The sequence below is a fragment of the Staphylococcus pasteuri genome (assembly GCF_003970495.1).
GTDB classification, from domain to species: domain Bacteria; phylum Bacillota; class Bacilli; order Staphylococcales; family Staphylococcaceae; genus Staphylococcus; species Staphylococcus pasteuri.
Window position 1 is genome coordinate 1 of record NZ_RXWW01000068.1, and the last position, 21,251, is coordinate 21,251.

Sequence of the window (21,251 nt, forward strand, 5' to 3'; positions counted from 1 at the left end):
AACACAGAAGTTAAGCTCCTTAGCGCCGATGGTAGTCGGACTAACGTTCCGCTAGAGTAGGACGTTGCCAGGCAAATAGAGAGACCGTAAGGTCTCTTTTTTTATGTCTAAAAAATGTAGTAATTTAAATCATCAATGAAGAGCGGGGCCCCAACAAAGAGAATTTTGGTAAAAAATTCAACAAGCAATGCAAGTTGGGGTAAAGGAACGCTACGATCTTAGTCGAGGTAAGTGAGTAAGAGAGAGACGAAAAAGAAGAAGAATGCGAGCGTTTATCTCGAGTTGAGAAAGCTCCTTAGCGCCGATGGTAGCAGACTAACGTTCTAAAGCAAAACAGCGATTTATAATCGCATTGTTGTACTTAATAGCTTTAGCTATTAAGTACAACTATATATGCCAGGCAAATAATAGGATGCGATGAGCCGCATTGAGACCGTAAGGTCTCTTTTTTTTATACATAAAAAGTGAAGTGCTTTAAATCATCAATGAAGAGCGGGGCTCCAACAAAGAGAATTTTGGTAGAAAATTCAACAAGCAATGCAAGTTGGGGTAAAGGAACGCTACGATCTTAGTCAAGCTAAGTGTGTAAGAGAGAGACGAAAAAGAAGAAAAATGCGAATGATTGACTCAAATCAAGTTTAGCTCAGCAGTTTAAATAGTTCTAATAAAATTTTATTAACCATTTTTCATAAAGAATAAAGACTAAATTTTAAATAAAATAAAATCGGAGTTACATGGAAATTATTCCACTTAACTCCGATTAGTTTTTACACTAGTTAAATTAATAAAGAGTATAGCATTTTGTTTTCATTAATATATATATTTGAGGGATCAAATAGACTTACTTTTTCTTTTAAATGTTGTAAATCTGCGTGCTCCTTAAGTTGAATACCAATAATAACTGTACCAGTATTTTGAGATGATTTTTTTAAATACTCAAATTTGGTAATGTCATCTTGAGGGCCGAGCACATCATTAACAAATTCTCTTAGAGCTCCTGGTCTTTGAGGGAAATTAAGGATAAAATAATGTTTCATTTCTTCATATAAAAGTGATCGTTCTTCAATTTCTTTCATACGATTGATATCATTGTTACCACCACTAACTATACAAACTACAGTTTTTCCTTTAATTTGTTGACGATAGTTTTCTAAAGCAGCAACACTTAATGCACCCGCGGGTTCTGCTATAATAGCTTGCTTAGAGTACATATCAAGTATTGTTGAACATACAGCGCCTTCATCTACTTGAACATAGTCATGTACTTTAGATTTAGCTATTTCAAATGTTAAGTCACCAACTCTAGCTACTGATACACCATCTACAAATTTATCAATTTCTTTCAATGTAACTACTTTATTATTAACGACAACAGATTCATACATACTACTAGCCCCAGAAGGTTCTACGCCAATAATATTGGTCTTAGGAGAATAATCATGGAAATAAGTACTAATACCTGAGATTAGTCCTCCACCTCCTATAGCTGCGAATAAATAATCAAACTCAATATTTTCATCTTGAGATTGATGTATAATTTCTTTAGCTAGGGTACCTTGACCAGCAATTGTATAAACATTGTTAAATGGATCGATAAATGTCATATCATGTTGTTTAGTATAATCTAATGCTTCAGCTAGACAATCATCAAAGGTATCACCAGTTAATTTTATTTCTACATTTCCGTTTCCAAAAAACTGAACTTGATTAATTTTTTGTAGGGGAGTAGTTACTGGCATAAAAATGACAGCATTTAAATCTAACTTTTTTGCAGTGTAAGCAACACCTTGAGCATGATTGCCTGCACTAGCACATGTAATACCCTTATTTTGAATTTCTTCAGATAATACGGAGATAGCATTATAGGCACCTCTTAGTTTGAATGAACGTACCCATTGTAAGTCTTCTCTTTTCAAATATACTTTACAATCATATTTTTGAGATAAATAATGATCTAATTGTAAAGGAGTCTCTTTTACTGTATCTTTAAGACGTAAAAAAGCTTTATCGATATCTTTTGTTGAAACTGTTGTTTTTAATGTCATAATAGTCCCACCCTAATGTGCTTTTTCATATTTTTCAATTAAATCTTCATACTGTAATGTTATATCTATATCATCTAATCCATGAATGAGTTTATTTTTCCAAGTTTCATCTATATCAAAATGGAAAGTTTTCTCCGGCGATGAAACTGTTTGATTTGGTAAGTCAACTGTAATTTCTTTAAAGCTTGCTAAATGCTCTCGAGAAGTTTTATCTAATTTAATAGGTAACATAGCATTTTTTGTACAATTCATGTAAAAAATATCACTATAGCTTCCTGCAATAATAATACTGAATCCATAATCTTTTAATGCCCAAGCAGCGTGTTCTCTACTGGAACCACAACCAAAATTATCTCCAGTTATAAGAATACTTGCGCCTTTATATTCTGGCTTATTTGGATTAAATTCTGGATTATCAGTTCCATCTGGTAAATAACGCCATTCATCAAATGCAAAAGGACCAAAACCTGTTTTAGATATACGTTTTAAATGAGCTTTTGGAATGATTTGATCAGTATCGATATTGTCATAGAACAATGGCACGATTTTACCTGTATAAGTGGTAATTGGTTTTATATCCATTTATATAACCACCTTTCTAACATCTACAAATTTTCCGTTAATTGCTGCTGCTGCAGCCATTGCAGGAGAAACTAGGTGTGTTCTGGCCCCTTTACCTTGTCGTCCTTCAAAATTTCTATTACTTGTAGATGCGCAATGAACACCTTCTGGAACTTGGTCTGGATTCATTCCTAAACACATTGAACATCCAGGTTCACGCCATTCAAATCCTGCATCTTTAAAAATTTTATCTAGACCCATCGATTCAGCTTCTTTTTTTACAGTACGTGAACCAGGTACGACAATAGCCGTGATATTTGGATGTACTTGTTTTCCTTTTACAATATGACTAGCTTCAATTAAATCTGATATTCTAGCATTTGTACATGACCCTAAAAAGACATATCCTAATTCAATATCTTCGGCTTTTTGACCTGGCTTTAGCCCCATGTATTGATATGCGCGTTCATCATTAGAATCTTTAATAGCAGGGAATGGCGTACTAAAGCTAACACCCATTTCTGGATTAGTCCCCCAAGTGACTTGCGGTTCAAGATTTGTAACATCAATATTAATAATTTTGTCGAAATAGGCATCTTCGTCAGAATAAAGTTGTTTCCATTGTGGTATCATTTCATCTATATTTTTAGCGAATTGACGTCCTCTTACATATTCAAATGTAATATCATCTGGTTGCATCATCCCATATTTTGCACCTGCTTCAATAGCCATATTACAAATAGTCATTCTAGCTTCCATTGATAAACTTTTGATTGTTTCACCGGTGAATTCTAGAGCATATCCAGTACCAAAATCTACACCATATTGATTAATAAGATAGAGGATAATGTCTTTTGCATATACTCCATTAGGTAACTTTCCTGAAATATCAATTTTTAAATTTTTGGGTTTTGTTTGCCATAACGTTTGAGTAGCAAAAACGTGTTCAACTTCACTTGTTCCAATACCAAATGCAATTGCTCCAAAAGCCCCATGTGTGGCTGTATGAGAATCACCACAAACAATCGTCTTACCTGGTTGAGTTAGACCAGTTTCAGGGCCGACCATATGTACGATTCCTTGTTCATCTGACCCCATATCAAATATATGAACACCGAAATCTTCTGCGTTTTTTTGGAGGGTAGTTATTTGTTTGTTTGCAATTTCATCTTTGATATTAAAAATATCAATAGTAGGTACATTATGATCTAAAGTAGCAAATGTTAAATCTGGACGACGTAGTTTTCTTTTTTGTAATCTTAATCCTTCAAAAGCTTGAGGCGAAGTAACTTCATGTATAAGATGTAAATCTATATATAAAAATTGAGGGTCACCTACATTTCCATGTAAGACATGTTTATCCCATACTTTATCAAATAGTGTTTGTCCCATAAGATAACGCCTCCCTTAAGTGTAATCTTCTTTTAGTAGTTTAATGATTTCGGAAGTACGATATGTTCCTCCTAAATCTGACGTACATTTTCCTTCTCTAATAAATTGATAAATTTTATGTTCTAACTCATTAGCTGCTGCGACTTCATTAAAACTTTCCCTTAAGCACATAGCTAAAGATAGTAACATTCCAAATGGATTAGCAATATCTTTTCCTGCTATATCAGGTGCTGAACCATGAATAGGTTCGTAAAGTCTAGTTCCATCTTTACCAAAACTTGCTGATGGAGATAATCCTAGCGAGCCAGGAATAACTGAAGCTTCGTCACTTAAAATATCGCCGAATAAGTTTTCAGTTACGATAACGTCGAATTGTGTTGGTCGCGTAATCAAATGCATACTACATGCATCAACAAGTAAATGTTCTACTTCTACGTCAGGATAATCTTTCTTAACTTCATCAACAGTTTTTCTCCAAAGTTTACTAGAAGAAAGCACATTTTCTTTATCTACAGATGTTAATTTCTTATGACGTTGTTGTGCTAACTCAAATGCAACTCTTACAATTTGTTCGATTTCATCACGGGTATAAGTTAAAGAATCTAAAGCATGATGTTCTGAGAGTTCTCTTGGTTCTCCAAAATACAGTCCGCCAGTGAGTTCTCGTACAATAACTAAGTCTGTGCCCTCAACTCGATCTTGTTTAAGTGGAGAGAGGTGACTTGTTCCATTTGTAACAATAGTGGGGCGAATATTAGCATATAAATTAAGTGATTTTCTAAGTTTTAATAATCCTTGTTCAGGCCGTAAATTTGGATTACTCCATTTCGGACCACCAATAGCTCCCAATAATATTGCATCAGCATTTTGACAAGCTTTTAACGTCTCATCAGTTAGGGGAGTGCCATAGTTATCTATAGCTGCTCCTCCAAAATGATGTGTATCTATATGATAATCAAATTGATATTTCTGACTAATTTTCTCTAAGATACCTAGACTTCCATTTAGTATTTCTGGTCCTATGCCGTCTCCAGGTAAAGCAACAATGTTATAGGTCATGATTGGATACCTTCTTTCTCTTTTGTTTCAGCAACATATTTTGCATGGGCTTCAACATAAGCTTTGCAAGAAGCTTTTAAAATATCATGGTCAATGCCTATACCACTAACTTCTTTATTTTCGATGATAAGGTTAACATGAACTTCAGCTTGTGCATCAGTACCTTCAGTGACAGAGTCTATTCGATAATCAATCAATTCTGTTTCACGTTTAAATATTCTATCAACAGCATTATAAATAGCGACAATGGAGCCAGTACCAATGCTTGAATCTTGATAAATATTATTGTCTTTATCTTTAATAACAACTACTGCACTTTGAAGACCATTTGATACAAACTGAAGTTGTAAAGTTTCAAGTTGGAAAATGGCACTTTGTTCATGTTCTGAACCTTGAATTAAAGCATGAATATCACGGTCAGATACAGCTTTTTTCTTATCAGCAATTGCTTTAAATTGCTTAAACAAATTGACTTGATCTTCAGAAGTAATGTCATAACCTAATGCTTTTAGTTTTTCAGCAAAGGCATGCTTTCCTGATAATTTGCCCAGTGGTAATTCAGTTGTACTGACACCTACTAATTGTGGCGTCATAATTTCATAAGTTTCGCGATGTTTTAGAACACCATCTTGATGAATACCAGATTCATGACTAAAGGCATTTTGGCCAACTATGGCTTTATTTCTTGGAACACGAATACCAGCATATCGTGAAATCAAATCAGAAGTATTTTTAGTTTGTTGTAAATTAATTTGTGATTCTAAACCATAATGATCTTTACGAACATATAAAGCTAAAGCAACTTCCTCAAGTGCCGCATTACCAGCTCGTTCTCCTATACCATTTACTGTACCTTCAATGCGTCTTGCACCACCTTCGATTGCAGCAAGACTATTTGCGACAGCCATACCTAAATCATCATGACAATGAGCGCTATAAATGATTTCTTTATCAGATTGAACGGATTCAGTTAATGTTTTAAAAATTTGTCCATATTCAGAAGGGTAACTAAAACCAACAGTATCAGGGATATTGATGATAGTTGCACCAGCATCTACAGCAGTTTGTACGCTTTTTATTAAAAATGAAATATCAGTTCTCGTTGCATCTTCAGGTGAAAATTGAACAACTTCAAAATATTTTTTAGCATATGAAACATGTTCTTTTATTGATGCTAAAACTTCTTCTTGTGTCATTTTTAATTTATATTCTAAGTGAATAGGAGATGTAGCAATAAAAACATGGACACGAGGTTTAGTAGCTAACTTTGTTGCTTCATAAACTGCGTCAATATCTGATTTCTTACATCTAGCTAAGCCACATACTGCTGTTTTTGTTAAAGCTTTAGATATCGCTTCTACCGATTTGAAACTTCCTGTACTTGAAGCGGGAAAGCCGGCTTCAATAACGTCGACTCCCCAATTTTCAAGTTGTTTCGCTATCTTTAAACGTTCGTCAAAAGTAAAATTGACTCCCGGTGTTTGTTCACCATCTCTAAGCGTTGTATCAAATATTTGAATATGGCTACTCATTTTAATCCACTCCTTAATCCATTACTTTTCAATTCGTTTCGATTTAATAAATGGCATCATATCACGTAGATCACGGCCAACTTTTTCAATTGGATGACCAGCTTGTTCTTCACGCATTCTATAAAATTCTTTGAAACCATTTTTATTATCTTCAACGAAACTGTTAGCAAATTTACCGTTTTGAATATCTGTTAATACGGCTTTCATATTTTCTTTAACATCTGGCGTAATCACACGTGGACCAGATACATAATCACCGTATTCGGCTGTATTTGAAATTGAATAACGAACATTGTCCATTCCGCCTTCATACATCAAATCAACAATCAATTTCATTTCATGTAATACTTCAAAATATGCAAGTTCAGGTTGATATCCAGCTTCCACTAGTGTTTCAAAACCACTTTGAATTAATTTATGAACACCGCCACAAAGTACAGCTTGCTCACCAAATAAATCAGTTTCAGTTTCTTCTTTAAATGTAGTTTCAATAACTCCAGCACGTGTAGATCCGATACCTTTTGCATAACTTAATGCGATATCTCTAGCATGGCCAGTTGCGTCTTGTTGTACTCCAAATAATGAAGGAACAGCACTACCTTCTTCAAATGTACGTCTTACTAAATGACCAGGACCTTTTGGTGCTACTAAGAATACATCAACATCTTCGGGTGGTTGAATAACACCAAAATGAATATTGAAACCATGAGCGAATGCTAGGGCATTTCCAGATTCTAAATTTGGTGAAATTTCATTTTTATAAACATCACCTTGAATTTCATCAGGGATGAGTACCATAACCACATCTGCTTGTTTAGTTGCTTCATCTACAGGTAATACTTCAAAGCCATTCTCTTTAGCTTTATCAAAAGAACGTCCAGGGCGGATACCAATAACAACATCATATCCATTGTCTTTTAAGTTTTGTGCATGTGCATGACCTTGTGAGCCATAACCAATTACTGCAATTTTTTTACCTGCTAATGCGTCTGTTTTTACTGTTTCGTCATAATATACTTTAGTCATAATAAATTCCTCCAAAATAATTTAAAAATTTGAAATATTCCGAAATTTTAAGGCGATTAACTAGTGATGATAGCAGCTCGTTTAAGATACTGTTTTTAATGAACACTAGCGCATCAAAGGTTAATCATAATTTATGCTGAATGTTGCTCTACACTTAAAACATTAATTTGTTGTTTAAGCTTATTTATTAAAATATTTAATAACTCTTCGTCATCAATATTAACAATGAGTTCCATATCTGAAACGTTAGGGTTATCATTACGTTTTTTAACGTGTAATTCTTCGATATTATACTGTAATCTAACAAATGCACTTGTAATTCTATTTAATGTACTTACTTGATTCATTACTTCTAATTTTAAATGTCTTCTCATTAGTATCCCTCCATTTCGTGATTTGCTTTACCACTTGGAATCATAGGATTTACTGGCTCGATAGGAGAGATACGCACTTCGATGAGTGTCGGACCATTATAGTTGAAAGCTTCATCGAGTGTTTCTTTAAGTTGATTAGGTTTATCAATTAAGAATCCTTTAACTCCATATGCTTCGGATAGTTTCATAAAATCAGGTTGATCATTAAATACAGAATGGGAGAAACGTTGATTAAAGAATTTATCTTGCCACTGTTTAACCATACCTAATGTACCATTATTAATTAAGACTATTTTAATATTTAAGCCGTATTCAGGCAGTAAAGCCATCTCTTGATTAGTCATTTGGAAACCACCATCACCAACGAAACAAACAACAGTTTTATCAGGTCTGGCTAGTTGGGCGCCAATTGCAGATGGAATACCGAATCCCATTGTACCTAGACCACCACTAGTAACCCATTGACTGTGACTTTTGAATGGATAAAATTGAGCTGCCCACATTTGATGTTGACCTACGTCAGTAGTCACAATTGCGTCGCCATTCGTAATATGTCCAATATATTCGATAGCTTCTTGAGGTTTGCAAAATGAGTCATTGTTATCTTTTTCATATTTGAAAGGGTAACTTGATTTGTTAGTTTCACAAGTTTGCAACCAGTCATCATGATTTGGTACTTGAACATTAGCGTTTTCTAATTGTTCTAATACATTTTTACAATCTGCAACGATACCTAAATCTGTATCTATCACTTTATTTAATTCAGAAGGATCAATATCTACATGAACGATTTTTGCATTTGGTGCAAATGCATCAGGTTTACTGGCAAGTCTATCGTCGAAACGACTACCTAAATTAATTAATAAATCACACTCTGTTAATGCCATATTACTTGCATATGAACCATGCATACCTCCCATACCTAAAAATAGGGGGTGATTGTATGGTACTGCACCTAAACCTAATAGTGTTGCGACAGTAGGGATTTTATGTTGAGTTACAAAATTTGTTAATAGTTCATTAGATTTTGAATGGTTAATTCCAGCTCCAGCTAAGACTAGAGGCTTTTTAGAGCTATTTAAATAAGATACTAATGTTTCAATATCATTTGAATCAGCTACTGTGTTGACTTGATATCCAGGCAAATCAACAGTTTCAGATAATTCTACATTAGTCGACAAAATACCCATATCTTTTGGAAAATCAATGACTACTGGTCCTTTTCTACCAGTATTTGCGACATGAAAAGCCTCATGAACAATTCTAGGAATGTCTTCTACTTTTTTTACTTGATAGTTTTGTTTAGTAATAGGGGTAGTCATTGATAATAAATCAGCTTCTTGGAATGCGTCTTTACCGATACCAGGTGTAGCGACTTGTCCCGTAAATACAACTAAAGGTAAAGAATCACTATAAGCATCCGTGATTCCTGTTATAGCATTGGTTGCTCCAGGACCACTAGTAACGACTACGACACCTGTTTTACCTGAAACGCGTGCATATCCTTCGGCAGCATGTGTTGCACCTTGTTCGTGCCTTGCTAAAATATGTTTAATTTTACCATCGTAAAATGTGTCATATAAAGGTAGTACTGCACCACCAGGATATCCAAAAATAAATTCTACATCTTCATTTTGTAACGCTTCAACTAACAATTCAGATCCTGGTCTCATTTCATTTAGTGTTTGGTTTTTCAAGTATTCAGGTTTACTAGATTCTGCCACTTTCATAGTGTCGATAGGTTGGTTTGATTCTGAAGTATTGTGTTCTGGCATGTCACTTAATTTAGTCATGAAAATCAACTCCTAATTTTAGATAAGGTTTTCGGGTACTTGCATGATTCCACCCGTATTAGCACTAGTTACTAATGAAGTATAACGTGCAAGATATCCTGTTTTAACCTTTGCTTTAAATGGTTCTAGTTGTTCTCTACGGCGGTATAATTCTTCTTCAGGTTGATCCACGTTTAAAGTTCGGTTAGTTAAATCAATTGTGATTTCGTCTCCGTCTCTGATTAATCCAATTGGCCCACCTGAAGCTGCTTCTGGAGAAATATGTCCTACAGCAATACCTCTTGTTGCACCTGAAAATCTTCCATCGGTAATTAATGCAACGTCTTTACCTAAACCTCTCCCAACAATTGAAGAAGTTGGAGCTAACATTTCTGGCATTCCAGGACCACCTTTAGGCCCTTCATATCTGATAACTACAACATGACCTTCGCGAACAGTATGGTTATCAATTGCTTCAACAGCTTCATCATGTGAATTGAAACAAATTGCTTTTCCAGTAAATGTTTTAATAGATGGGTCTACCCCTCCAACTTTGATAACTGCACCTTTTGGAGCTATATTACCGAATAAGATAGATAAACCGCCTTCTTTGTCATAAGGTTTTTCTAGTGAGTGTATAACATCAAAATTTTTAATTTCTTTACCGTCATTATTTTCTCTTAATGTTTTTCCGGTTACTGTAATTCTATCTGGGTGTAAAGTGCCTTCTTTCTTCATTAGTTCATTGATAATTGCTGGAACTCCACCAGCTTCATGAACGTCATGCATAGAGTATGATGAACTTGGAGCAATTTTAGATAAATAAGGTGTTTGCTTTGCTACTTCATTAATTCGTTCTAAATCGTATTCAATTCCAGCTTCATTAGCAATTGCAAGTGTATGAAGTACTGTATTAGTTGAACCACCCATTGCCATATCTAATGCGAAAGCATCATCAATAGCTTCTTTAGTTACGATATCTCTTGGCTTGATGTCGTTTTTAATATTTTCTACTAATCTAAATGCAGCTTCACGAATCATTTCTCTACGCTGATCACTAACTGCTAGGGCAGTGCCATTATATGGTAAAGCTAACCCAAGGACTTCCATTAAACAGTTCATTGAATTGGCTGTAAACATTCCAGCGCATGAACCGCAAGTAGGGCAGGCATTTTGTTCCATATCTAGAAATTCTTCTTTAGAAATAGAACCTTCTTTGAAAGCACCAACAGCTTCAAACATTGATGATAAAGTTAATGCTTTACCTTGGGCAGATAAACCGGCTTTCATTGGACCACCTGAACAGAAGATAGCTGGTACATTTGTTCTAACTGCTGCTAGTAGCATACCAGGTGTGATTTTGTCACAGTTTGGAATATAGAAAACGCCGTCAAACCAATGAGCATTGATGACTGTTTCTGCTGCATCAGCAATGATTTCTCTAGAAGGAAGAGAATACCTCATTCCAATGTGTCCCATAGCAATACCATCATCTACGCCAATAGTATTAAATTCAAAAGGAATAGCGCCTGCTTCTCTAATAGCTTCTTTAGCAATGTCTGCTAGTTCTCTTAAATGTACGTGGCCTGGAACGATATCGATATATGAATTACAAATAGCAACGAATGGTTTGTTCATATCAGTTGGATTTTGAAGTGCGCCCGTTGCGTGTAAAAGACTTCTTGCTGGAGCTTGGTGATCTCCTTTTTTGATCATGTCGCTTCGCATAATTAATTCCCCCGTGTATTATTTTAGAAAAATAAAAAACGCCCCAAAATTTTTTGGGACGTTCATAAGTCCCATTCAATTACAAATAGGACTTAAACATTTAGTAAAAGGATTAATTACTAAAGTTCCAGCCCTTGAGAGTATAATAAAATAATATTGTTTGAAGTTGTCGTTGAATATTGATATGTGTGATTAGTCATTTTATTATACTCCTTTCACTGAATGGTAATTTATTCTGAATAGTTTGAATTGTTTTAAAATTTATAAACTTAATTTACTACATAGAGAAAAGCGTGTCAATAATATTTTAGAATTTTCTTACAATTCATTTTAAAAAATTGTTAATCATATTAACGAAGAAATTAGAGTCAAAATTTGTTACACTAAATAAGTTAATAAAATTCTTGGAAAATGAAAAACATTAATAGGAGAATGGCCTATGATTAATATTAAAGACAAAGATGAAATGAAACAATTTGCTAACCAGTTAGTTGAGTTAATTGAACCAAACGACTTAATTTTATTGAATGGAGATTTAGGTGCTGGAAAAACGACACTTACACAATTTATTGGTCTAGCTATGGGTGTTACACGTACGATTAATTCACCAACTTTTAATATTATTAAATCTTATAAAGGTACAAACTTAAAGTTGCATCATATGGATTGCTATCGATTGGAAGATTCAGAAGAAGATTTAGGATTTGATGAATATTTTGAAGATGAGGCTCTTACAGTGATTGAGTGGAGTCAATTTATCAAAGATTTACTACCAAAAGAAGCTTTAGTTATTAATATAAAAGTTATAGATGAAAGCCAACGTCAAATTACACTTGAAGCTGAAGGGAATCATTATATTGCTATGAAGGAGGCACTTGAACAATGAAATTATTGTTGATAGACACTTCCAATCAACCTTTATCAGTTGCCATTACAAACAATAATGAAACAATTGCTGAAATTAATAATAATTCCAAAGTAAATCATTCAGTGCAGCTCATGCCTGAAATCCAACGTTTGTTTGAACAAAGTGGTATTTCAAAACATGATTTAGATGGAATTGTTGTTGCAGAAGGACCAGGATCATATACTGGTTTAAGAATTGGTGTGACTACTGCAAAAACACTTGCTTACGCATTAAATTGTAAATTGTACGGTGTATCTTCATTAAAATCACTAGCAGCTTGTATAAAAGAAGATTATCGACTTTTAGTACCAATATTTGATGCAAGACGTGAGGCAGTATATACGGGTATTTACCAAAGACAAAGCGATGGAACATTAGAAACTATTTTAGAAGATCAATACATTTATATTGAAGATTTAAAATCAAAATTACATGAATTTAATCAAAAATATCTATTTATAGGACAAGATACTTCTAAGTTATCTCATTTATTAGAAGGGGAATGTATAGATCAGTTACCACAAGCATCTGTGATGAGTGAACTTATTAGTCAACCTGCTGATATTCATAGTTTTGTTCCAAAATATCATAAAATAACTGAGGCAGAGAGAAATTGGATAAACCAACAAAAGAACAGTTAAATATAAGAAAAATGAGTATAGATGACGTTCCGTCGGTGTTTGACATAGAAAGAAATAGTTTTAACGATAGTTCATGGACAATTGATGCATTTTATCATGAAATTGAAAAGAATGAGTTTGCAAATTATTTTGTCATAGAATTTGATAATACTATCATAGGATATTTAGGGTTATGGATAGTGATTGATCAAGCACAAATTACTACTATTGCAATTACTGAAAAATTTAGAGGTTATGGTTTAGGGCAACTTCTATTAAAATATGTTATGAATTATGCAAGTCACAAATGTGAAATGATGAGTTTAGAAGTAAGAATAGATAATATAGTAGCGCAACATGTTTATCAAAATCTAGGATTTCAATATGGTGGTAAACGAAAAAATTATTATGGAGAAGGGCAGGATGCATTAGTGATGTGGGTGAATTTAAGTGAATAATAATCAAACTTTGATATTAGCAATAGAGACAAGTTGTGATGAGACAAGTGTAAGTATTATAAAAAATGGAACAGAGATATTATTGAATACGGTTTTAAGTCAAATAGAGAGTCATAAACGTTTCGGTGGAGTTGTGCCTGAAATTGCAAGTAGACATCATGTTGAAGGGATTACAACAACGATTGATGAATCTTTACAAACGGCTAATGTATCTATGAAAGATATCGATGCTATAGCTGTAACTCAAGGACCAGGTCTTATTGGAGCATTACTTATTGGCATTAATGCTGCAAAAGCTTTAGCGTTTGCATATGATATCCCATTAATACCTGTTCACCATATTGCTGGACATATATATGCTAATCATTTAGAAACACCGCTCACATTTCCACTCATAGCCTTAATTGTTTCAGGTGGCCATACAGAATTAGTTTATATGAAAGATCATTTAAATTTTAAAGTAATAGGTGAAACAAGAGATGATGCAGTAGGTGAAGCATATGATAAAGTAGCTCGCACAATTGATTTACCTTATCCTGGTGGACCTCAAGTTGATCAATTAGCAGCTAAAGGCCAAGACACTTATCAATTTCCTAGAGTATGGTTAGAAAAAGAAAGCTATGATTTTAGTTTTAGTGGATTGAAAAGTGCAGTCATTAATCAATTGCATAACCAACGTCAAAAGGGACAAGATATAATTCCAGAAAATGTAGCAACAAGTTTTCAAAATAGTGTTGTAGAAGTAATAACTACTAAAGCTATTCATGCATGTAAAGCTTATAATGTTGATCGACTAATTGTTGCTGGTGGCGTAGCCAGTAATCGTGGCTTGAGAGAAAGTATAGCCAGTCAGTGTGAACAAAATAATATTCAATTAACAATACCAGCACCAAAATTATGTACTGATAATGCAGCAATGATTGGTGCTGCAGGTCACTATTTATATTTAGCTGGTAAACGTGGTGATATGGCTATGAATGGCCAAAATAATATTGATATAGAAGATTTTACAATAGAATCTACTTTATAAAACAAAAGTCAGTAGTGAGAGAAAAATAATTCTCAAACTACTGACTTATTTTATTGATTCTCAACTTGTTGTTTAGCACGCTTATATATATCGTTAGGAAATTGAGTCAGTCTCAATAACTCTATTGCATTTCTAGTATTCGCCTTACCTGGTTTAATTTTAAAATCGAAATCAATAGAATCATTCTTAATAGACTCATTAAAGTGATAATTAATGAAACTTGGACTTAATAATGATGATAGTTCAATATCATGTGTTGCCGCTAGAACATAATAGTTCGGTATATTATTTAAATAGGTTAATACCGATTCAGAAGCGGCAATTCTTTCTGTTGTGTTTGTGCCTTTAAATATTTCATCTATAAAACAATATATTTGTTTATCAGTTGAAATATTAAATAAACGTCTAATGGATTTAAGTTCAGCCATAAAATAACTATCTCCAGATAGAACATCATCTGCATTAGCCATCGATGTGAATACTAAGCCAGGTACATATTTAAATTGAGAGGCTGTAGCAGTCTCTATTGATTGGGCTAAAATTAAATTAAGTGCCACTGCTTTCATAAAGGTAGATTTACCAGAAGCATTCGAACCAGTTAATAAAATATTTTGATTAATAGATAAATCATTCGGTACAGCATCTGTAATTAATGGATGCGTTAAATCTTCAAAATCACATAAATAATGTTGTGTATCTTGTGATTGTATTATTTCAGGTTCGCAATATTCATCTAAAGTTTCTTGATATAAAGAAATAGCATAGTGATTATCTAACTGACCAATATAATCATAACAATTTAATACTTCTTCTAAATATTTATAATAACTATTTTGTATAATGTGAAAGATTGTATAATCTAGCATGAAAACAGTTTTAATTAATAAAATAAAGGCAGATGCAAAATCGCCACCTTCTATTTTTACTAATAAGCCACTTAAATAGCGAGCACTTTTAAAATGATTAAAGTTTACATTTAAATCTGGTGTTCTTTCAATTTCAGTTAATTTCTTACTTTGACTTAAAATATTTGCAGTATAAAAAATAGTTTTCAAATCTTGCTCATAAGTCTTTTTTAAACTCACAGATAAAATAATATTAAAAACACAAGTTAATATGAGTACCATAATTCCATTAGATGTATTAATAAACGTATAGACTAAAGCGATAATTGGTAATAATGGTGCAAACATAAATAAGATGTTGCCCTTAATTGGTTTTAATTGATCGGGAAAGTGAGGATACACACTTTTACCAATTTGTGCTAAATGGAAAGCAACTTGATTTCTAAATGAACGATTATGCTTAAAATAACGTTTTAATTCTTTATTATTTGCTTTAAACATACCACGTAAAGTAGCATATAATCTCATTTCACCAATGGCTGTAAAGTTAAAATTCATAGATTGAAATAATGCATCCATATTTAAATCTGACCAAGTTTTATTATCTATAAGCGAATTTTCATCATAATTAGAACGATATGTTTGATATTGATAATCATATCTGGCATTAGGTCGAATAAACTTTTCTAATTTTTGACGATTTGGCCATAATTGATTAATTTTTGTAACGAGTTGTTTTTTATTAAAAATCGCAGAAATAATACTCACTATTGTAGTTAATAAAACAATACCTAACACAAATAATAGAAATAAACGGACATCATCCATAAAAAAGCTCCTTTATGTATTATTAACGTAATTATTTCATATCATTATTTAAGAAACAATGAAGTATGTAATGATTATATTAATTTAATGTCAATAGGGAACATGCGTACTTATCAACAAATAGTGCACAACTTGTGGATAAGTAGTGTTATTTACTGTGGATATTAGCTAATTTTTTCTGAATAACTTAAAAAATGAGTAACATATTACTTGTGGATAACTAGGATAACTCTGTGGATAGCTATGAATAAGGGGACTTTTAATGTTAATAAATATTAAATTAAAAATCAGAAAAAAGACACTAAAATGTAGAAATCTACATTTTAATGTCAGAAAGTAAAAAGGATATTTATAATTTTTCTTGTAATTCTTCCCATTCAATCATAGCTTGTTCTAATTCTTGTTCGGTATTAGATTTTAGTTCAGCTAGTTCATTTGCTTTAACAGGATTACTATATACTTCAGGTTGCATCAATTCATTATCAATAGACTCAATTTTAGTTTCACAACTTTCAATTATCTGCTCTCGTTGCTCAATTTCCCGTTCAATTTTGCGTTGTTCTCGACGACGTTGTTTTTGATCATCGTATGAATTTGTCATTGTTTGGTTATTATTTTGTTGATGAACGGACTGAGATTCTTTATCCTCTTGGGCTTTTAAAGCGGCAGCTTCTTCTGTTTTATCAATATAGTATTGATAGTTACCTAGATACATTTTGCCACCATCATGATCTAAATCAAATACTTTATTAGCTAGTTGATTAATGAAATATCTGTCATGAGAAACAAAGATGATAGTCCCTTCAAAATGCTCTAGCGCTTGTTCTAACATTTCTTTTGAATCTATATCTAAGTGGTTGGTAGGCTCATCTAAAATTAAAACATTATCACGTTGTAACATTAATAAAGCAAGTTGAAGTCTTGCTTTTTCGCCACCTGATAAATCATTTATAATTTTTTTGACATCATCTTGAACGAATAAGAATCTACCTAATACGGCACGAATATCTTTTTCATTCATATTTGGATATTGATCCCAAACATAATCTAAAATAGTTTTATTTGATTTAAACTCAGCTTGTTTTTGATCATAGTAACCCATATTTAAATTAGCACCATATGTGATGTCACCTGCCAATTTGGATTGACGATTGGCAATTGTTTTAATTAAAGTCGTTTTACCAACACCATTAGGTCCAATAATGGCAATATGGTCTCCTTTTGAAACCTCCATTGTGATAGGTTGGGTAATAGGCGTTTGGTCATAACCAATTTCTAATTGTTTAATATGCATAACATCATTACCAGTATTTCTATCAAAACCAAATTGAATATTAGCGCTTCTAGCATCAATCATAGGTTTGTCGATGCGTTGCATTTTTTCTAATGTTTTACGACGACTTTTTGCCATTCCACTTGTAGATGCACGTGTAATATTTTTTTCAACAAACGTTTCAAGTCGTTTGATTTCTTCTTGTTGTTTTTCATATTCTTGCATACGTTTTTCATAATATTTATCTCTTTGTTGTATAAATTGTTCATAGTTACCTATATAACGTTTTACTTCACCTAGGGCTACATCATAAACTTGAGTAATGATTTTATCTAAGAAATATCTGTCATGACTGATTATGACAATTGCACCTTTAAAGTATCTTAAATAATCTTCTAACCATTTTGTTGTTTCTAAATCAAGGTGGTTAGTAGGTTCATCTAGTAATAGCAAATCAGGTTCATTAAGTAACATTTGTGCAAGTGATAATCTTGTTTTTTGACCACCACTAAAATCATTAATAGGCTTATCAAAATCTTCTTCATTAAAATTCAAACCGTGAAGGACTGTTTTAATTTTACTATCATATTGATAGCCTTCAAGTTGTTCAAATTGATTAGATAGAGATTCATATTTTTCCATATGTAATTGATAGTCTGGTGTATCGTAATCTCCAGCATGCTTAGCTAACCAATCAGTTTCTTCTTTAATAAGGGATTCAATATTTTTAATATGTTCAAATGGTTTCGACATCTCTTCATAAACAGTGGCATTTGAGTCTAATGTCATTTGTTGAGTTAAATAGCCGATTTTAAGATTTTTAATTTTTGAAATAAGACCACTATCATAATCTTCAGTACCTGCTATAATTTTCATAAGCGTTGACTTACCAGCACCGTTTCGGCCAACTACACCTATGCGTTCACCAGTTTTAACTTCAAAATCAACGTTAGTAAAGATATCTTCACCATCGAACGATTTAGATATGTCATTAAGTTGTAAAAGTATCATTCGACTTCACCTTTCTATATTAGCGATATCATTATAAACTATTAATATAGTTTGATATGTTTAAAAATTTGTTAATCATATTATTCTTTATTTTACAGTATTAAGTCATGTCTTGAAACTAGGATATTTATTTTTAAATTTTATTAATGTATAATTAGCAAGTATTCATTGTAAACAATTATTTGAAATTTTATTATCGCAAACATATTTGCGTTGATTTAATAATAATTGTACCAGTTATAGCGTCGAAGGGAGACTTATAAAATGGCAAGTAACGTTAAAATTCCTCGAGCAACTTTAAAACGTTTACCATTATATTATAGATTTGTAAGTAATTTAAAAAGTAAAGGAATCGATCGTGTTAATTCTAAAACGATTAGTGAAGCATTACAAATAGATTCAGCTACGATTCGTAGGGATTTTTCATATTTTGGAGAATTAGGTAAAAAAGGATACGGTTATAATATTGATAGTTTAATTGAATTCTTCAAAAAGGAAATTAACGGAAGTAATGATATTAAAATTGCTATAGTCGGCGTAGGTAATTTAGGTCGAGCGCTATTAACGTATAACTTTTCTATACATGATGAAATGTCTATTACTGAAGCATTTGATGTAGATAAAAATGTTATAGGCGAACAAGTAGGAAAAGTAGTAATTAAAGATAGCAGAACTATTAAGGAAACACTAAAAAGCTTGGATATTGATGTAGTTATTTTAACTACACCTGAACATGTAGCACAAACTGTAGTAGATGAACTTGTTGAATCTGGTGTTAAAGGAATCATGAATTTCACGCCAGCAAGAGTTAACACCCCTAAAGATGTACAAGTGCATCATATTGATTTAGGTATTGAATTACAATCATTGTTATTCTTTATGAGAAATTATGATTAATAAAAATATGATTTAGGAGGCTGTGAAATGACTAATAAACCAATATTAGAAGTGGGATGTACTTATAAAGCACATCTACCTTCATTAATATACATACCTGGTAAGTTAGTTTTGTCAGAGCAAACGATAGTATTTAAATCATATTATACAAATCATAATCCACTCAATTTAGAAATTAATGTAAAGCAAATGATTCGTTATGAAGTCAGAAAAGGCTTATTAGGTTATAAATTACTTATATATTATAGAAATGAATGGTTTAAATTTAGTCATTTGAAAGCTAATGAATTAAAAGAGCTTGTTCAACAAATAGATGATCTGCAATCATAATAGCTAGTTCACATCTTATCAATAGATAGGGTGTGTTTTTTTATGAGCTTTGAACAAAAAGAATTAATTTAATAATGAAATATTAAATTATAATCTTGAAAAAGAATACTTAATTGGATATAATACCTAGTAAACTTATCGGAAAAGAGTGATAAAATGATTTGGATGATAATTAGTGGTTTAATTGTTGGACTTTTGTTAGGTTTCGTTATGCAAAGAACCCGATTTTGTTTAGCCGGTGGATTTAGAGATATGTATGTACAAAAGAGTAATAAAATGTTTTACGCTTTACTCATTGCAATCTCAGTACAAAGTATTGGTTTACTCATATTAACTAGTTTAGGATTACTTACTGTGCCATCCCATACTTTTCCAGTAATTGGTACAGTAATAGGTTCCTTTGTATTTGGAATTGGAATTGTATTAGCCGGAGGATGTGCTACAGGAACATATTATCGTGCAGGAGAAGGTTTAATTGGTAGCTGGATAGCACTTATTTTATATGCATTAACAAGTGCAATTACTAAAACAGGTATTCTTTCACCAGTATTAAATTTCATTAATAAGCCTACAAATGTAAATGCGAGTATGTCCGAAACATTACACATTCCACATTGGATTTTAATTGTAATATTGGCTATCATTACAATTTATTTTGTTACTAAAACGCTTAGAAAACCTAAAGTTGCAGTACCAAAATTAAAACAAAAATATACAGGCTTAAGACATTATCTATTTGAAAAAAGATATCACCCATTTGCAGCTGCAATCGCAGTAGGATTAATCGCTTTATTAGCATGGCCAATGAGTAGTTCAACAGGTAGAAATCATGGCTTAGGTATTACTACACCATCTTCAAATATCGTAAACTTTCTAATAAGTGGTAATACAAAATTCGTAGATTGGGGAGTATTGCTGGTTATTGGTATATTCTTAGGATCTTATATTGCCGCAAAAGGTTCTAAAGAATTTAAATGGCGTTTACCAGATAAAAAAACAATTAGAAATAGTGCCTTAGGTGGTGCGTTTATGGGCTTTGGTGCGTCTGTCGCTGGTGGATGTTCAATTGGTAATGGTCTAGTTGAAACAGCAACAATGAGTTGGCAAGGTTGGATAGCACTTGGCTCTATGATTATAGGTGTTTGGTTTATGAGTTATTTTATTTTTGTTAAACCTATGAAACAATTACAAAAATCTACAACTAAACAGCCTAAAACGACATTACAACAGCATACACAAACAACTTAAGGAGGAAATAACATGGTATATGAATTAGGTACAGTAGGAATGGTGTGTCCTTTCCCATTAATAGAAGCACAAAAGAAAATGACTGAATTAGATTCAGGTGATGAATTGAAAATTGATTTTGATTGTACTCAAGCAACAGAAGCAATTCCAAATTGGGCTGCTGAAAATGGTTACCCTGTAACTAATTATGAACAGCTAGGCGATGCTTCATGGACGATTACAGTTCAAAAAGCTTAATTAAATAGATTTCAAAAGGAACGAGTATCCAATGAAAGATGCTTGTTCCTTTTTTCTATTTTATATTGGAATTTAATT

Annotated in this window: 19 protein-coding genes; 8 read left to right on the top strand and 11 right to left on the bottom strand. The window is 32.5% G+C overall.

Going from position 1 to position 21,251, the window contains the following annotated elements:
• Window positions 1-776 precede the first annotated feature (776 nt).
• The 9 genes from ilvA to ilvD all read right to left on the bottom strand — a co-directional run bounded on the left by ilvA (window position 777) and on the right by ilvD (window position 11,489).
• Window positions 777-2,045, bottom strand: a complete 1,269-nt coding sequence (gene ilvA, locus CD121_RS09900) for a threonine ammonia-lyase IlvA (protein ID WP_126568114.1) — start codon at window positions 2,043-2,045, stop codon at window positions 777-779.
• A 12-nt stretch (window positions 2,046-2,057) separates the two neighbouring features.
• Entirely contained in the window at window positions 2,058-2,627 is a 570-nt protein-coding gene (gene leuD / locus CD121_RS09905; RefSeq protein ID WP_017638121.1) for a 3-isopropylmalate dehydratase small subunit, read from the bottom strand.
• On the bottom strand, window positions 2,628-3,998 hold the full coding sequence (gene leuC / locus CD121_RS09910) for a 3-isopropylmalate dehydratase large subunit (RefSeq protein WP_126568116.1): 1,371 nt from the start codon (window positions 3,996-3,998) through the stop codon (window positions 2,628-2,630).
• Window positions 3,999-4,013: 15 nt separating this feature from the next.
• A complete protein-coding gene (gene leuB, locus CD121_RS09915) occupies window positions 4,014-5,057 on the bottom strand; it encodes a 3-isopropylmalate dehydrogenase (RefSeq protein ID WP_017638119.1) in 1,044 nt (347 codons plus the stop codon).
• Window positions 5,054-6,589, bottom strand: coding sequence for a 2-isopropylmalate synthase (locus CD121_RS09920; RefSeq protein WP_029056078.1), 1,536 nt, complete (start codon window positions 6,587-6,589; stop codon window positions 5,054-5,056). Before CD121_RS09920 ends, leuB begins: the two co-directional genes overlap by 4 nt.
• Window positions 6,590-6,610: 21 nt before the next feature.
• Window positions 6,611-7,615 (bottom strand): ketol-acid reductoisomerase, encoded by a 1,005-nt coding sequence (gene ilvC, locus CD121_RS09925; protein ID WP_017638117.1) that lies wholly within the window; start codon window positions 7,613-7,615, stop codon window positions 6,611-6,613.
• Window positions 7,616-7,746: 131 nt separating this feature from the next.
• Window positions 7,747-7,989 carry an ACT domain-containing protein gene (locus CD121_RS09930; protein WP_119622683.1) on the bottom strand — a complete coding sequence of 81 codons (243 nt, stop codon included), beginning with the start codon at window positions 7,987-7,989 and terminating at the stop codon, window positions 7,747-7,749.
• The gene (ilvB, locus tag CD121_RS09935; protein ID WP_126568119.1) at window positions 7,989-9,782 is read right to left on the bottom strand and encodes a biosynthetic-type acetolactate synthase large subunit; all 1,794 of its coding nucleotides are present in this window, start codon (window positions 9,780-9,782) and stop codon (window positions 7,989-7,991) included. The genes CD121_RS09930 and ilvB overlap by 1 nt, the downstream gene beginning before the upstream one ends.
• Before the next feature lie 18 nt (window positions 9,783-9,800).
• Entirely contained in the window at window positions 9,801-11,489 is a 1,689-nt protein-coding gene (gene ilvD, locus CD121_RS09940; protein ID WP_119622685.1) for a dihydroxy-acid dehydratase, read from the bottom strand.
• 439 nt (window positions 11,490-11,928) lie between these two features.
• Here ilvD and tsaE point away from each other — a divergent pair, with 439 nt between their 5' ends.
• The 4 genes from tsaE to tsaD are packed head-to-tail and all read left to right on the top strand — an operon-like array spanning window position 11,929 to window position 14,504.
• Window positions 11,929-12,375, top strand: a complete 447-nt coding sequence (tsaE, locus tag CD121_RS09945; protein ID WP_070452059.1) for a tRNA (adenosine(37)-N6)-threonylcarbamoyltransferase complex ATPase subunit type 1 TsaE — start codon at window positions 11,929-11,931, stop codon at window positions 12,373-12,375.
• Window positions 12,372-13,037 (top strand): tRNA (adenosine(37)-N6)-threonylcarbamoyltransferase complex dimerization subunit type 1 TsaB, encoded by a 666-nt coding sequence (tsaB, locus tag CD121_RS09950; protein WP_126568121.1) that lies wholly within the window; start codon window positions 12,372-12,374, stop codon window positions 13,035-13,037. Before tsaE ends, tsaB begins: the two co-directional genes overlap by 4 nt.
• Window positions 13,010-13,474: a ribosomal protein S18-alanine N-acetyltransferase gene (gene rimI, locus CD121_RS09955; protein WP_029056074.1), complete on the top strand. Its 465-nt coding sequence runs from the start codon at window positions 13,010-13,012 to the stop codon at window positions 13,472-13,474. Before tsaB ends, rimI begins: the two co-directional genes overlap by 28 nt.
• Window positions 13,467-14,504: a tRNA (adenosine(37)-N6)-threonylcarbamoyltransferase complex transferase subunit TsaD gene (gene tsaD, locus CD121_RS09960; protein ID WP_126568124.1), complete on the top strand. Its 1,038-nt coding sequence runs from the start codon at window positions 13,467-13,469 to the stop codon at window positions 14,502-14,504. The genes rimI and tsaD overlap by 8 nt, the downstream gene beginning before the upstream one ends.
• 50 nt (window positions 14,505-14,554) lie before the next feature.
• Here the strand turns inward: tsaD and CD121_RS09965 are convergent, their stop codons facing one another.
• Entirely contained in the window at window positions 14,555-16,177 is a 1,623-nt protein-coding gene (locus CD121_RS09965) for a MutS-related protein (RefSeq protein ID WP_126568126.1), read from the bottom strand.
• Between the two features lie 349 nt (window positions 16,178-16,526).
• Complete coding sequence (locus CD121_RS09970; protein WP_126568129.1) at window positions 16,527-18,461, bottom strand: ABC-F family ATP-binding cassette domain-containing protein; 1,935 nt, start codon at window positions 18,459-18,461, stop codon at window positions 16,527-16,529.
• A gap of 264 nt (window positions 18,462-18,725) precedes the next feature.
• On the opposite strand from CD121_RS09970, the gene CD121_RS09975 reads away from it, so the two are divergent.
• The 4 genes from CD121_RS09975 (at window position 18,726) to CD121_RS09990 (ending at window position 21,173) form a co-directional block, all read left to right on the top strand.
• A complete protein-coding gene (locus CD121_RS09975) occupies window positions 18,726-19,358 on the top strand; it encodes a redox-sensing transcriptional repressor Rex (protein ID WP_017638106.1) in 633 nt (210 codons plus the stop codon).
• 27 nt (window positions 19,359-19,385) lie between these two features.
• On the top strand, window positions 19,386-19,688 hold the full coding sequence (locus CD121_RS09980) for a hypothetical protein (RefSeq protein WP_046467598.1): 303 nt from the start codon (window positions 19,386-19,388) through the stop codon (window positions 19,686-19,688).
• Window positions 19,689-19,844: 156 nt separating this feature from the next.
• Window positions 19,845-20,936: a YeeE/YedE family protein gene (locus CD121_RS09985; RefSeq protein WP_029056070.1), complete on the top strand. Its 1,092-nt coding sequence runs from the start codon at window positions 19,845-19,847 to the stop codon at window positions 20,934-20,936.
• Window positions 20,937-20,948: 12 nt separating this feature from the next.
• Window positions 20,949-21,173, top strand: a complete 225-nt coding sequence (locus CD121_RS09990; protein WP_002452012.1) for a sulfurtransferase TusA family protein — start codon at window positions 20,949-20,951, stop codon at window positions 21,171-21,173.
• Window positions 21,174-21,251: the final 78 nt, after the last annotated feature.

Bases quoted from the DNA above. Each gene is read 5' to 3' on its own strand.
- ilvA (WP_126568114.1), bottom strand. From the start codon at position 2,045: ATGACATTAAAAACAACAGTTTCAACAAAAGATATCGATAAAGCTTTT.
- leuD (WP_017638121.1), bottom strand. From the start codon at position 2,627: ATGGATATAAAACCAATTACCACTTATACAGGTAAAATCGTGCCATTG.
- leuC (WP_126568116.1), bottom strand. From the start codon at position 3,998: ATGGGACAAACACTATTTGATAAAGTATGGGATAAACATGTCTTACAT.
- leuB (WP_017638119.1), bottom strand. From the start codon at position 5,057: ATGACCTATAACATTGTTGCTTTACCTGGAGACGGCATAGGACCAGAA.
- CD121_RS09920 (WP_029056078.1), bottom strand. From the start codon at position 6,589: ATGAGTAGCCATATTCAAATATTTGATACAACGCTTAGAGATGGTGAA.
- ilvC (WP_017638117.1), bottom strand. From the start codon at position 7,615: ATGACTAAAGTATATTATGACGAAACAGTAAAAACAGACGCATTAGCA.
- CD121_RS09930 (WP_119622683.1), bottom strand. From the start codon at position 7,989: ATGAGAAGACATTTAAAATTAGAAGTAATGAATCAAGTAAGTACATTA.
- ilvB (WP_126568119.1), bottom strand. From the start codon at position 9,782: ATGACTAAATTAAGTGACATGCCAGAACACAATACTTCAGAATCAAAC.
- ilvD (WP_119622685.1), bottom strand. From the start codon at position 11,489: ATGCGAAGCGACATGATCAAAAAAGGAGATCACCAAGCTCCAGCAAGA.
- tsaE (WP_070452059.1), top strand. From the start codon at position 11,929: ATGATTAATATTAAAGACAAAGATGAAATGAAACAATTTGCTAACCAG.
- tsaB (WP_126568121.1), top strand. From the start codon at position 12,372: ATGAAATTATTGTTGATAGACACTTCCAATCAACCTTTATCAGTTGCC.
- CD121_RS09965 (WP_126568126.1), bottom strand. From the start codon at position 16,177: ATGGATGATGTCCGTTTATTTCTATTATTTGTGTTAGGTATTGTTTTA.
- CD121_RS09970 (WP_126568129.1), bottom strand. From the start codon at position 18,461: ATGATACTTTTACAACTTAATGACATATCTAAATCGTTCGATGGTGAA.
- CD121_RS09975 (WP_017638106.1), top strand. From the start codon at position 18,726: ATGGCAAGTAACGTTAAAATTCCTCGAGCAACTTTAAAACGTTTACCA.
- CD121_RS09980 (WP_046467598.1), top strand. From the start codon at position 19,386: ATGACTAATAAACCAATATTAGAAGTGGGATGTACTTATAAAGCACAT.
- CD121_RS09985 (WP_029056070.1), top strand. From the start codon at position 19,845: ATGATTTGGATGATAATTAGTGGTTTAATTGTTGGACTTTTGTTAGGT.
- CD121_RS09990 (WP_002452012.1), top strand. From the start codon at position 20,949: ATGGTATATGAATTAGGTACAGTAGGAATGGTGTGTCCTTTCCCATTA.